General features: G+C 59.2%; 8 protein-coding genes and 3 rRNA genes. All 11 read left to right on the plus strand.

Going from position 1 to position 13,862, the window contains the following annotated elements; translation table 11 throughout:
• Nucleotides 1–10 precede the first annotated feature (10 nt).
• The 11 genes from tyrS to recN all read left to right on the plus strand — a co-directional run bounded on the left by tyrS (nucleotide 11) and on the right by recN (nucleotide 13,843).
• Nucleotides 11–1,336 carry a tyrosine--tRNA ligase gene (gene tyrS / locus ACTNFK_RS03985; RefSeq protein ID WP_433647552.1) on the plus strand — a complete coding sequence of 442 codons (1,326 nt, stop codon included), beginning with the start codon at nucleotides 11–13 and terminating at the stop codon, nucleotides 1,334–1,336.
• Nucleotides 1,337–1,894: 558 nt separating this feature from the next.
• A 16S ribosomal RNA gene (locus ACTNFK_RS03990) occupies nucleotides 1,895–3,417 on the plus strand.
• Nucleotides 3,418–3,832: 415 nt separating this feature from the next.
• Nucleotides 3,833–6,943, plus strand: a 23S ribosomal RNA gene (locus ACTNFK_RS03995).
• Nucleotides 6,944–7,084: 141 nt separating this feature from the next.
• A 5S ribosomal RNA gene (gene rrf, locus ACTNFK_RS04000) occupies nucleotides 7,085–7,201 on the plus strand.
• Together the 16S, 23S and 5S rRNA genes form the textbook arrangement of a ribosomal RNA operon.
• 136 nt (nucleotides 7,202–7,337) lie before the next feature.
• The gene (locus ACTNFK_RS04005; RefSeq protein ID WP_435936175.1) at nucleotides 7,338–8,330 is read left to right on the plus strand and encodes a hypothetical protein; all 993 of its coding nucleotides are present in this window, start codon (nucleotides 7,338–7,340) and stop codon (nucleotides 8,328–8,330) included.
• A gap of 14 nt (nucleotides 8,331–8,344) precedes the next feature.
• Nucleotides 8,345–9,085 (plus strand): tetratricopeptide repeat protein, encoded by a 741-nt coding sequence (locus ACTNFK_RS04010; RefSeq protein ID WP_433646036.1) that lies wholly within the window; start codon nucleotides 8,345–8,347, stop codon nucleotides 9,083–9,085.
• Nucleotides 9,085–10,125, plus strand: a complete 1,041-nt coding sequence (locus ACTNFK_RS04015; protein ID WP_433646035.1) for an HAD-IIA family hydrolase — start codon at nucleotides 9,085–9,087, stop codon at nucleotides 10,123–10,125. Before ACTNFK_RS04010 ends, ACTNFK_RS04015 begins: the two co-directional genes overlap by 1 nt.
• A 10-nt stretch (nucleotides 10,126–10,135) precedes the next feature.
• Nucleotides 10,136–10,306, plus strand: coding sequence for a hypothetical protein (locus ACTNFK_RS04020; protein WP_433646034.1), 171 nt, complete (start codon nucleotides 10,136–10,138; stop codon nucleotides 10,304–10,306).
• Between the two features lie 11 nt (nucleotides 10,307–10,317).
• The gene (locus ACTNFK_RS04025; protein WP_433646032.1) at nucleotides 10,318–11,205 is read left to right on the plus strand and encodes a TlyA family RNA methyltransferase; all 888 of its coding nucleotides are present in this window, start codon (nucleotides 10,318–10,320) and stop codon (nucleotides 11,203–11,205) included.
• Nucleotides 11,202–12,158: an NAD kinase gene (locus ACTNFK_RS04030; protein WP_433646031.1), complete on the plus strand. Its 957-nt coding sequence runs from the start codon at nucleotides 11,202–11,204 to the stop codon at nucleotides 12,156–12,158. Before ACTNFK_RS04025 ends, ACTNFK_RS04030 begins: the two co-directional genes overlap by 4 nt.
• Nucleotides 12,155–13,843, plus strand: coding sequence for a DNA repair protein RecN (gene recN / locus ACTNFK_RS04035; RefSeq protein ID WP_433646030.1), 1,689 nt, complete (start codon nucleotides 12,155–12,157; stop codon nucleotides 13,841–13,843). Before ACTNFK_RS04030 ends, recN begins: the two co-directional genes overlap by 4 nt.
• The last annotated feature ends 19 nt before the right edge of the window (nucleotides 13,844–13,862 follow it).

A 13,862-nucleotide genomic window follows, 5' to 3' on the forward strand; every position in this document is an offset into this window, starting at 1 on the left:
GCGCGATACGATGACAGGCGTGTCAGCAACGAGTGAACGCACCGAGATCCTTGCTTCCCAGCGAAACGATGAGAGTTTCGCGACCCTGTGGGAGGAGCTCCAATGGCGCGGCCTGATCCACGTCTCGACAGACGAGCATGCGCTCGCCGAACTCCTCGCGGGCACACCCATCACGTACTACTGCGGGTTTGATCCGACGGCACCGAGCCTGCACCTCGGAAACCTGGTTCAGCTGCTGCTGTTGCGCCGTTTGCAACTCGCGGGGCATAGGCCGCTCGGGCTCGTGGGTGGATCTACCGGGCTCATCGGAGACCCCAGGCCCACAGCCGAGCGCACGCTGAATAGCCGTGACACCGTTGCCGAGTGGGTGACGCGGTTGCAGGGTCAAGTCAGTAGATTCCTCTCCGGGGAGGGCGAGAACGCGGTGCGACTCGTGAACAACCTCGATTGGACGGCGCCTCTTTCCGCGATCGATTTTCTGCGTGAAGTGGGGAAGCACTTCCGAGTGGGCACGATGCTCAAGAAGGACGCGGTGGCGGCGCGACTCAACAGCGAGGCCGGCATCAGTTACACCGAATTCAGCTACCAGGTGTTGCAGGGCTTTGACTTTCTGGAATTATTTCGGCAGTACGAGTGCGTGCTCCAGACCGGGGGCAGCGATCAGTGGGGCAACCTCACCAGCGGCACCGATCTGATTCGGAAGGTCGAAGGTGCCTCCGCTCACGCGATCGGAACGCCGCTGATCACGAATTCAGACGGCACGAAGTTCGGGAAGAGCGAGGGGAATGCGATCTGGCTCGACCCAGAAATGTGCTCACCGTACCGGTTCTACCAGTTCTGGCTTAACCAGGCCGACGCAGACGTGATCGACAGGCTGAGGGTCTTCACCTTCCTCACGCGCACCGAAATCGAGGAGCTTGAACGGCTGGTGTCGGATGAACCGTTCCGGCGTGCGGCGCAGAAACGATTGGCGCTCGAGGTCACCACTCTGGTGCACGGCACCGCGGCGACTCAAGCTGCAATCGATGCCTCCGAGGCGCTCTTCGGAAGAGGTGAACTCTCTTCGCTTGACGCGGGCACGCTGCAAGCAGCTATCGCGGAGCTCCCCAGCGCACGAGGTACGGGTGGATCAGGCATCGCTCAGTTGCTCATCGACTCTGGGCTGGTGACAAGCTCGAGCGAGGCCCGGCGGGCGATCTCCCAAGGCGGCGTCTACGTCAACAACGTTGCCGTGACGTCAGAGGACCAGGCTCTGCAGGCAAGTGATCTGCTGCATGGACGCTTCGCGATACTTCGCCGAGGAAAAAAAACTCTCGCTGGAATCGTGGACGACTAGTTCCGGACTCGGGTGGTGAACTCCGACCAGATTTCTCTGGATTGGCGGAATCATGCGGAGACACGCCCGGAATTACTGCAGGGTTTGCGGCTGAGGGGCCAACCCGCGTAATGTAATCCCTTGTCAGCGCGACGATGCGGGACGCGGAAGCGGCCCGGTCGACATAATGCGCTCACCACCTCTCTCACCACCTTGTGTGGTCTCGGGTCTTCGGGCGTGGGAAATCATTGTTGATCGTTACTGGTTCGCTGGTTCATCGATTTGCAGGGATGATTTGGGTGTGGTAAGTTAGGAAAGTTGCTCTTCGGAGGGCCTGCGGGTCGTTACGGGGGGTGTCTGGTCCTTGAGAACTCAATAGTGTGCACTTAATTGTCAAATGCCAAATTTTATATCCCGTCATCGGGGCCTGTATGGGTTTCGGTGGTGTGATTCTTTTGGATGAATAATTCGGATTGTCAGTACTGGCCTCTTTCGGGGGGTTGGTTGATGGTTTGTTTTTGTTTGTCAGGTCAAACTCGTTGCTTGCTGGCTTATTCCGCTGGTTTGTGACATCAGTATTTTACGGAGAGTTTGATCCTGGCTCAGGACGAACGCTGGCGGCGTGCTTAACACATGCAAGTCGAACGATGAAGCCCAGCTTGCTGGGTGGAAGAGTGGCGAACGGGTGAGTAACACGTGAGTAACCTGCCCATCACTCTGGGATAAGCGCTGGAAACGGCGTCTAATACTGGATATGAACAGCGGCCGCATGGTCAGTTGTTGGAAAGATTTATTGGTGATGGATGGACTCGCGGCCTATCAGCTAGTTGGTGAGGTAATGGCTCACCAAGGCGACGACGGGTAGCCGGCCTGAGAGGGTGACCGGCCACACTGGGACTGAGACACGGCCCAGACTCCTACGGGAGGCAGCAGTGGGGAATATTGCACAATGGGCGCAAGCCTGATGCAGCAACGCCGCGTGAGGGATGACGGCCTTCGGGTTGTAAACCTCTTTTAGTAGGGAAGAAGCGCAAGTGACGGTACCTGCAGAAAAAGCACCGGCTAACTACGTGCCAGCAGCCGCGGTAATACGTAGGGTGCAAGCGTTGTCCGGAATTATTGGGCGTAAAGAGCTCGTAGGCGGCTTGTCGCGTCTGCTGTGAAAACCCGAGGCTCAACCTCGGGCTTGCAGTGGGTACGGGCAGGCTAGAGTGCGGTAGGGGAGATTGGAATTCCTGGTGTAGCGGTGGAATGCGCAGATATCAGGAGGAACACCAATGGCGAAGGCAGATCTCTGGGCCGTAACTGACGCTGAGGAGCGAAAGCATGGGGAGCGAACAGGATTAGATACCCTGGTAGTCCATGCCGTAAACGTTGGGAACTAGATGTAGGGCCTGTTCCACGGGTTCTGTGTCGTAGCTAACGCATTAAGTTCCCCGCCTGGGGAGTACGGCCGCAAGGCTAAAACTCAAAGGAATTGACGGGGGCCCGCACAAGCGGCGGAGCATGCGGATTAATTCGATGCAACGCGAAGAACCTTACCAAGGCTTGACATATTCGAGAACGGGCCAGAAATGGTCAACTCTTTGGACACTCGTTTACAGGTGGTGCATGGTTGTCGTCAGCTCGTGTCGTGAGATGTTCGGTTAAGTCCGGCAACGAGCGCAACCCTCGTCCTATGTTGCCAGCACGTTATGGTGGGAACTCATGGGATACTGCCGTGGTCAACACGGAGGAAGGTGGGGATGACGTCAAATCATCATGCCCCTTATGTCTTGGGCTTCACGCATGCTACAATGGCCGGTACAAAGGGCTGCGATACCGCGAGGTGGAGCGAATCCCAAAAAGCCGGTCTCAGTTCGGATTGGGGTCTGCAACTCGACCCCATGAAGTCGGAGTCGCTAGTAATCGCAGATCAGCAACGCTGCGGTGAATACGTTCCCGGGCCTTGTACACACCGCCCGTCAAGTCATGAAAGTCGGTAACACCCGAAGCCGGTGGCCTAACCCTTGTGGAGGGAGCCGTCGAAGGTGGGACTGGTGATTAGGACTAAGTCGTAACAAGGTAGCCGTACCGGAAGGTGCGGCTGGATCACCTCCTTTCTAAGGAGCTCTCGGAACCTTTGGTTTCGTAGATTGCCCAGATCATCACCGAGTGTGTGGTGCTGGGTGCTCATGGGTGGAACATTTGATAACAGGGTGTCTGCTGGTGTGGTGGGGGTAGTACGCAAGTCTTCGGGTTTGTTGGAAGGTTCTGTCATGGTGGTGGGTGTCCGTTTTGTGCACATTATTGGGTCCTGGAGGCCTAGACCGGTCATGCTCTTTCGGGGGTGTGGGTGGGCTTGGTTTCTGACCCTTCGCTGTAAGACGTGTTGCTTATGGTGGGGGGATCGACCGTACGTTGAGAACTACACAGTGGACGCGAGCATCTTTGAAACACAATGTGTTTCATGAAAAAGGTCTGAGCGCGTGGGTGCCCTTTGGGGTGGTCGCGTGTTTATTCTCTTTACTTATGTGATTTCAAGTTTTAAAGAGCAAACGGTGGATGCCTTGGCATCTGGAGCCGAAGAAGGACGTAGTAATCTGCGATAAGCCTCGGGGAGTTGATAAACAAGCTGTGATCCGAGGATTTCCGAATGGGGAAACCCCGCCAGGGCGCGTGCGTGCCTGGTGACTCCCGCCTGAATATATAGGGCGGGTAGAGGGAACGTGGGGAAGTGAAACATCTCAGTACCCACAGGAAGAGAAAACAATAGTGATTCCGGGAGTAGTGGCGAGCGAAACTGGATCAGGCTAAACCGGTCATGTGTGATACCCGGCAGGGGTTGCATGGTCGGGGTTGTGGGACATGCCTGGAGATTCTGCCGAGTCTTCGACGTGAGCGTCAAGTTATAGAGGAACAGCTTGGAATGGCTGATCGGAGAGGGTGAGAATCCCGTACTCGAAATGGCTTGGCCGCGTGGTGTGTATCCCAAGTAGCACGGGGCCCGAGAAATCCCGTGTGAATCTGTCAGGACCACCTGATAAGCCTAAATACTTCCAGATGACCGATAGCGGACTAGTACCGTGAGGGAAAGGTGAAAAGTACCCCGGGAGGGGAGTGAAATAGTACCTGAAACCGTTTGCTTACAATCCGTTGGAGCAGCCTTGTTGCTGTGACAGCGTGCCTTTTGAAGAATGAGCCTGCGAGTTAGCGGCATGTGGCGAGGTTAACCCGTGTGGGGAAGCCGTAGCGAAAGCGAGTCTGAATAGGGCGATTCAGTCGCGTGTCCTAGACCCGAAGCGAAGTGATCTATCCATGGCCAGGTTGAAGCGACGGTAAGACGTCGTGGAGGACCGAACCCACTTAGGTTGAAAACTGAGGGGATGAGCTGTGGATAGGGGTGAAAGGCCAATCAAACTTCGTGATAGCTGGTTCTCTCCGAAATGCATTTAGGTGCAGCGTTGCGTGTTTCTTACCGGAGGTAGAGCTACTGGATGGCCGATGGGCCCTACAAGGTTACTGACGTCAGCTAAACTCCGAATGCCGGTAAGTGAGAGCGCAGCAGTGAGACTGTGGGGGATAAGCTTCATAGTCGAGAGGGAAACAACCCAGATCGCCAACTAAGGTCCCAAAGCGCGTGCTAAGTGGAAAAGGATGTGGAGTTGCTGTGACAACCAGGAGGTTGGCTTAGAAGCAGCCACCCTTGAAAGAGTGCGTAATAGCTCACTGGTCAAGTGATTCCGCGCCGACAATGTAACGGGGCTCAAGCACGCCACCGAAGTTGCGGCATTCAGCGTATAGACAAGCCTTCGTGGTTCAGTCCGTTGGATGGGTAGGAGAGCGTCGTGTGGGCAGTGAAGCGGCGGAGTGATCCAGCCGTGGAGCCCACACGAGTGAGAATGCAGGCATGAGTAGCGAAAGACGGGCGAGAAACCCGTCCTCCGGAAGACCAAGGGTTCCAGGGTCAAGCTAATCTGCCCTGGGTAAGTCGGGACCTAAGGCGAGGCCGACAGGCGTAGTCGATGGACAACGGGTTGATATTCCCGTACCGGCGAAAAACCGTCAAACGCTGATCCATGAGTGCTAAGTATGTGAAGTTGGGTTTGATCCTTCGGGTGATTTCCTTTCGGAGTGTACGAACCCGAATTGGTGAGGTGAGCGTATTAACAGGTGTGACGCAGGAAGGTAGCTGGTCCCGGGCGATGGTTGTCCCGGGCTAAGCATGTAGCCCGAACCGTAGGCAAATCCGCGGTTCATTGAGGGTGAGATGTGATGGGGACCCGTAAGGGGAAGTCAGTGATCCTATGCTGCCAAGAAAAGCATCGGCGCGAGGTTTTAGCCGCCCGTACCCCAAACCGACACAGGTGGTCAGGTAGAGAATACTAAGGAGATCGAGAGAATCATGGTGAAGGAACTCGGCAAAATGCCCCCGTAACTTCGGGAGAAGGGGGGCCATCCACTTATACGGATTTACTCCGGAAAGGGTGTGGTGGCCGCAGAGACCAGTGGGAAGCGACTGTTTACTAAAAACACAGGTCCGTGCGAACAAGCAATTGGATGTATACGGACTGACGCCTGCCCGGTGCTGGAAGGTTAAGAGGAGAGGTCAACCCTTCGGGGTGAAGCTTTGAATTTAAGCCCCAGTAAACGGCGGTGGTAACTATAACCATCCTAAGGTAGCGAAATTCCTTGTCGGGTAAGTTCCGACCTGCACGAATGGCGTAACGACTTCCCAGCTGTCTCCACCATGAACTCGGCGAAATTGCATTACGAGTAAAGATGCTCGTTACGCGCAGAAGGACGGAAAGACCCCGTGACCTTTACTACAGCTTGGTATTGGTGTTCGGTGTGGCTTGTGTAGGATAGGTGGGAGACTGTGAAGCAGGGACGCTAGTTCTTGTGGAGTCATTGTTGAAATACCACTCTGGTCATATTGGATATCTAACTACGGACCCTGATCGGGTTCTGGGACAGTGCCTGGTGGGTAGTTTAACTGGGGCGGTTGCCTCCTAAAGAGTAACGGAGGCGCCCAAAGGTTCCCTCAACCTGGTTGGCAATCAGGTGGCGAGTGTAAGTGCACAAGGGAGCTTGACTGTGAGACTGACAGGTCGAGCAGGGACGAAAGTCGGGACTAGTGATCCGGCAGTGGCTTGTGGAAGCGCTGTCGCTCAACGGATAAAAGGTACCTCGGGGATAACAGGCTGATCTTGCCCAAGAGTCCATATCGACGGCATGGTTTGGCACCTCGATGTCGGCTCGTCGCATCCTGGGGCTGGAGTAGGTCCCAAGGGTTGGGCTGTTCGCCCATTAAAGCGGTACGCGAGCTGGGTTTAGAACGTCGTGAGACAGTTCGGTCCCTATCCTCTGCGCGCGTTGGAAATTTGAGAGGATCTGACCCTAGTACGAGAGGACCGGGTTGGACGGACCTCTGGTGTGCCAGTTGTTCTGCCAAGGGCATGGCTGGTTGGCTACGTTCGGGATGGATAACCGCTGAAAGCATCTAAGCGGGAAGCCGGCCTCGAGATGAGATTTCCGTCACCCTTGTGGTGGTGAGGCTCCCAGGAGATTACTGGGTTGATAGGCCAGATGTGGAAGCACTGTAAGGTGTGGAGCTGACTGGTACTAATAAGCCGATGGCTTGATAATCATTTATGCATGAGTAAGTGTGAGTTTGGTCCTTCTAACGATGTTTCGCGTCCGCTTTGTGGTTCTTGACGTACGGCCACGACCTGTTACTTGAACTCTTGTTGGGGTTTGGGTGGGTGGGTTTTGGTATGTCAATAGTGTTACGGTGGTTATAGCGTCAGGGAAACGCCCGGTTACATTCCGAACCCGGAAGCTAAGGCTGACTGCGCCGATGGTACTGCACTCGGGAGGGTGTGGGAGAGTAGGACACCGCCGGACCTCTTCATAGAGAAGGGTCGTTCAGAGAGAAGTTCACCAAAGTTGGTGCTTCGATCTGGGCGGCCCTTTTCGCATTTAAACTTCAAATCTGAATAGTGATATTGGGCACCCGCCCACCCAGGAGGAAATAGTATGAGTGACCGTTTCGAGTCGAACCGCGAAGGCAGTGATCGCGGACGCAGCGGTCGCGATGACCGCAATCGTGGGGGGCAGGGAAACCGAGACCGCAGTTCACGCAATCAGGGTGACGATCGCGCGCGTCGTGATGGTGGGTACCAGGGTCGGAACGATGCTCCGCGTCGTGAAGGTTCCGGTTACCAGGGGCGTAATGACGGACCGCGTCGTGAGGGTGGGTACCGGGGTCGGAGCGATGCTCCGCGTCGTGAGGGTTCCGGGTATCAGGGTCGTAACGATGGGCCTAAGCGTGAGGGTGGCTACCAGGGGCGTAATGACGGACCGCGTCGTGAGGGTGGCTACCAGGGTCGTAATGATGCTCCGCGTCGTGAAGGTTCTGGGTATCAGGGTCGTAACGATGGGCCTAAGCGTGAGGGTGGCTACCAGGGGCGTAATGATTCCCCGCGTCGTGAGGGCGGCTACCAGGGCCGTAATGACGGACCGCGTCGTGAGGGCGGCTACCAGGGTCGGAAAGATGCTCCGCGTCGTGAAGGTTCTGGGTATCAGGGTCGTAACGATGGGCCTAAGCGTGAGGGTGGCTACCAAGGTCGGAACAATGCCCCGCGTCGTGAGGGCGGCTACCAGGGCCGTAATGACGGACCGCGTCGTGAGGGCGGCTACCAGGGTCGGAACGATGCTCCGCGTCGTGAAGGCTCCGGGTACCAGGGTCGTAACGATGGGCCCAAGCGTGAGGGTGGATACCAGGGTAGAGAAGGTCGGCCTGAGCGAACAGGGAAAGATCTCGGGCGCGGGGGTACCCGAGGCGGCGGTCGCAGCGACCGCGGCGGTGCCGATCGCGAGTTTACCGACGCAGAGCGTCTGGCTCACGAGCTTCGACCGGTGCGCACCGAGCACTTTGATCCCGAGATTCCCGACGATGTCCGTGCCAAGGACCTGCACCCTTCAGCTCGGAATGAGCTCAAGACTCTGCAGGAGGCTGTTCAGGAACGTGTAGCCAGGCATCTGGCGATGGTTGGCCAGCTCATTGACACTGACCCGGAGCTCGCTCACCAGCACGCGATTTCAGCAAGCCGGAGAGCTGGGCGGATCCCAGTTGCTCGCGAGACGCTCGCTATTACTGCATACCGAACCGGCGACTTTGCTCTTGCTCTGCGCGAGCTGCGAACCTACCGCCGACTCAGCGGCTCTCATGGGCATCTCGCGCTGATGGTCGATTGCGAACGCGGACTGGGCCGTCCCGAGAAGGCGATCGAGACCGGTCTCGACGCCGACGCACAAAATCTTGACACGGAACAGCGAGTGCTTCTTGCCATTGCGATGTCAGGTGCCAGGCTCGACCTCGGTCAGACACAGCAAGCGCTCTTCGAATTGGAGATCCCCGAGCTCGATCCCAAGCGTGCATTCAGCTGGAGTCCCGATCTCTTCACCGCATACGCGAATGTGCTTGAAGACCTCGGTCGTGACGCCGAGGCAGCCACATGGAGTGCTCGTGCGGCCCAGGCAGATGTGGCGCTTCAAGAGCACTACGGCGCCGACGGTTCAGAAGAGGTCTTTGAAGTCTGGGAGGAGCCAGGTGAGGCTGATTCAGACGAATTCGATGCCAACTACTTTGAGGCAGACGCAGATGCAGATGCAGACGCAGACGCAGAAGCGAAGGTCGAGAATACGGTGACCCACGTGGACGAGTCAGATGCCCAGCCGAACGACGTGGTGTCGAACGAAAGTGGGCCAGAGGGCGGCGAGCGCTAATGGCGTGGTTCGGGAAGCGAGGGACTGCTCTCGGCCCGGCCCCACTGTCGGGCCGGGAGCTTCTCCTCGTCGACCTCGATGGGGTTGTCTACCGTGGCGAGGGTGCGATCCCTGGCGCGATTGAACACCTCAATCGAGCTGGTCGGGATGCGCAACTTGGGTACGTCACCAATAACGCTTCCCGAACCGATCGCGATGTTGCCGCGCACCTGCGCGGCCTCGGGCTTGAGGCCAGCCCTGAACACATTGTGACCTCCCCGCAGGCTGCGGTGCAGTTACTCGCCCGAACGGTACCCGCTGGATCACTGGTGCTCGTTGTGGGTGGTGATGGCCTGGTCGACGAACTCGAGAAGGCCGGCTTTGGCATCACCAGGAGCGCCGCAGACGCCCCCGCCGCAGTGGTGCAGGGGTTCGCACCGCACGTCGGGTGGGAACACCTCGCTGAGGCTGCTTTTGCGCTTGCGGAGCAGCCTGGGGGTGAGGTGCTTCCGTGGATCGCGACGAATACCGATTGGACGATTCCGGTGGCGCGCGGTCTCGCGCCGGGAAACGGCACACTCGTGTCCGCGGTACACACTGCTGTGCAGCGGCTTCCGGTGTTTGCGGGCAAGCCAGAACCCGCGATTTTCGAGACCGCTTTCGGTCGATTCGGCACACGCAATGCGTTGATGATTGGCGACCGTCTCGACACCGATATCAAGGGGGCGGTGGCCGCCGGGATACCTGCGCTACACGTGTTGACAGGCGTGGATCGCCCGAAGCAGCTCGTTGCCGCCAGTGCTGACATGCGCCCCGATTTCATTGTGGCCACGCTTGCAGAGCTGCACGAGCAGTACCCTGCCACCGAGGTCAGCTCCGACGGTACCGCGCGGGTCGGTGCGGCGCGAGTTCGCATGACTGGCAATGTTGTTGAGATTGTGGATCGCGGCCCTTCGCCCATCGATCTGCTCCGTGCTGGCTGTGCGGCGATCTGGGCCTCCGGCCTCGCGATCTACGGACTCCAGGTTCCTGCAGAACTCTACGAAGACCACTGGCGGTAGTCTGAATCGCATGAGCGAGAGGCAAGCGAATACTGATGAGGGAAGTCTGCTGGGGCGCATCGAGGTCATCGAGGCACAGCCGCTCGAGCGGCGATCCACTGGGTACGACCAACTCGCTGAGGAGTTGCTCTCAGAACTGCAGCGAAGCGACCACGAACCTGGGTTGAGCGACTCAAGGTGAGCGATATTCCGATGGAATCGGGACGTGCCGCAAGGTGGTCCGGTGAGCGCTCGCGCTTGGACCTGGTGTTGCCTGAACTCGGACTCGCGCGTTCGCGAAGTCAAGCCGCAGAGTTGATTTCCGCGGGTGTGGTGCGGGTGGACGGCACGCAGGCCGCGAAGGCAGGGCTCCGAGTGGCCGCGGGATCCACTGTTGAAGTCACACGGCCAGACCTCTACGTGAGCCGTGCGGCACACAAACTTATAGCCGGGCTTGACGAGTTCGACGTGCAGGTGAGGGGCAAGCTGGCGCTTGACTTGGGGGCATCTACTGGTGGGTTTACTCAGGTGCTGCTTGAGCGGGGAGCCCGCGAGGTATTCGCGATTGATGTCGGCCACGGGCAGCTCGTTGCGGAGCTTCGCGCAGACACGAGAGTGCAGGTCGTGGAGGGATGCAACGCACGCGAACTCACCCCAGACACTCTTGCCGCGGTCACCGGGGGTACTGAGAAGCCGCAGGTGGTGGTGGCGGATCTCTCGTTCATCTCACTGACGCTGGTACTCCCGGCAATTGCAAGAGTTTCCGACCCTGGCGCCGACCTGGTGCTGCTCGTAAAGCCGCAATTCGAGGTCGGTCGACAGGGAGTGCGTGACGGCATTGTTGTCGATCCCCGTGCCGCGGCTTCCGCGGTGCTCGAGGTACTCCGGGCTGCGGCGGAGCTCGGGTTTGTCACTCGCGGACTCATTCCGTCGCCGATTACGGGCGGCAGCGGGAACCAGGAATATGTTGTGCATTTCGGGGCGGGTGAACCTGCCGATCCGACAGAATGGGAACAGCGGATACGTGAACTCACCATGGGCGCAGCCCGAGAAGAGGCCACGGAGAAACTCACGACCGGACTCAACGGGGGAGATCGATGACTGAGGGCAGTGCTGAGACCAGGCGGATCCTGGTTGTATCGCATACGGCGCGTCCCGAAGCCATCGCCGCAACGGTGAGTGTGGTGCATCGGCTTCGTGAAGCCGGGGTCATCGTGGTCATGCCAGCGAGTGACCGCGAGGACTTCGAGCCGCATCTCGACTCGGCGCTCACGGCCAAGCTCGGACGCGATGTCGCGCCGGACACTCTTGAGATCGCGCTGGTACTCGGGGGTGATGGAACGATTCTTCGCGCCGCTGAACTCCTGCGAGGAGTCTCTTGCCCCATCCTGGGGGTGAACCTCGGTCACGTCGGCTTTCTCGCTGAGACCGAGTCGCACAGCCTCGATTTCACGGTTGAACGAGTACTCGCCGGGGCATACACCGTGGAGGAGCGGTTCACCCTCGACGTTCGTGCGACAGCCGACGGGGAGCTACTCGCCGAGACCTGGGCCCTCAACGAAGCCAGCGTAGAGAAACGGCAACGCATGTTGGAGGTCGCGATCGGAGTGGACGGGCGTCCGCTGTCGTCGTTCGGCTGCGACGGTGTCGTGCTCGCGTCCCCCACGGGATCGACCGCGTACTCATTTTCGGCTGGCGGTCCCATTGTCTGGCCGAGTGTGCAAGCGATGCTTCTCGTTCCTATTGCGGCGCATGCACTCTTCAACCGCCCGCTCGTGGTCGGTCCTGATTCGGTGCTGACGGTCGAAATCTTGCCCGAAAACGTGGGACTGGGCGTGCTGTGGTGTGATGGACGACGTCGCACGGAGTTGCCCGCCGGAGCGGTGGTGCAGGTGAGCCGGTCAACGCTCCCTGTGCGGCTTGCGCGCATCGACAAAGCGGTATTCACAGAGCGTCTCGTGAACAAGTTTCACCTTCCCGTCGCCGGCTGGCGCGGGAGTCGTGCGTCTTCGACCCAGGAAGCATCCTCCCCGAACGAGAAGGCGGCACCGTGATCGAAGAGCTGCGCATTCGGGATCTGGGAGTCATCGCTGACGCCACGCTTGAGCTTGGCCCCGGGTTCACCGCAATCACTGGCGAGACCGGTGCGGGAAAGACGATGATCGTCACCGCACTGGGGCTCCTCATGGGTGAGCGCTCTGACGCGGGCGCGGTCCGCACCGGCGCTGACGCGGCACGCGTGGGCGGTCTCATTCGCACCGCTGATCCATTCGTTGCGAAGCTTGTGGAGGATATCGGCGGAGACATCGCAGACGGAGACCTTGCGCTCACTCGAACAGTAAGCTCCGAGGGCCGTAGTCGTGCGAGTGTGGGAGGGTCGGCGGCACCAGTCGGGGCGCTCACCAGGCTAGCTGAGCGGCTGTTTGCCGTACACGGGCAGAGTGAGCAACTGCGGCTTCGCAGCGCGGCGGCCCAGCGGGAGATGGTCGATCGCTTCGGCGGCGGGGAACTGCAGGCTCTGCTTGCTGAATTTCAGGCTGCGCACGCAAAGCGGCGCGAGCTCGCTGCCGAAGTCGCCGATCTCACGGCATCGCGAGATGAGCGTTCCCGGGAGGCGGCCCAGCTGCGCGAGGAACTCGAAGAGATCGCCTCTGTTGATCCTCAGCCAGGAGAAGAAGACGAGTTACGGCGACACATCGCCAGGCTGAGCAATCTTGAGGAATTGCGATCAGCCACCGCGGCTGCCAATCTCGCGCTCTCCGCAGATTCGAGTGACCCGTTCGGAGCAGACGCAAGTTCGCTCATCGATACCGCTCTGCGGCAGCTCGACCGAGTCTCTGCGAGCGACGCGCAGCTCTCCTCGCTCGCAGACACGCTTCGCAGCTTGAGCGCGCAGGTCAACGACGCGGCCAGAGAACTCGCGGTGTACGCCAGCGATCTCGATCAAGAGGGTCCGGGGGAGCTTGCTCGGGCGAACGAGCGACTCGCGCTACTTCACGGGCTCCTTCGCAAGTTCGGCACCGATGCGGCCGGGGTAATTGCGCACTCGCGAGCGGGAATAGAGCGTCTCACCGAGCTCGAGGGCGACGACGAACGCATCGACCAGCTCCAGGAGCGCGCGCGCGAGCTCGGCGCGAGGGAACAAGAGTTGGCGCAGGCGCTATCGGCCGCCCGGCATGCCGCGGGATCCACCCTCAGCGAATTGGTCAGCAAAGAACTGCGCGAACTCGCACTTCCTGATGCCCGGTTCATTGTCGAGATTATTCCCGCAGAGCCCAGCCGGACCGGCGCAGACGAGGTGCAACTCTTGTTGCAGCCACACCCAGGGGCTGCCCCGCGGCCGCTCGCTAAGGGTGCCTCAGGTGGCGAACTTTCTCGAGTCATGCTGGCTCTCGAGGTGGTTGTGGCGGCCGTGGATCCGGTGCCCACGTTCGTGTTTGACGAGGTGGATTCGGGGGTTGGAGGAGCCGCGGCTATCGAGATTGGCAGGCGCCTTGCGCGGCTTGCGCAAACCTCTCAGGTGATCGTCGTGACGCACCTCGCTCAGGTCGCGGCGTTCGCAAACAACCACTTACAGATTGCGAAGGATTCTTCGGGCGGGTTCACGGAGAGTTCGTGTCGCCGACTGAGCGGAAATGAGCGACTTGCCGAAATGGCGAGGTTGCTGTCGGGCCTCTCGGATTCCCAGAGCGCGCTTGAGCATGCCGCCGAACTGCTCGAACTGGGTACCTCCGTCTGAATGACTGAGGGCGGTGCTA

It is taken from the genome of Leucobacter fengyongliangi, assembly GCF_052386045.1.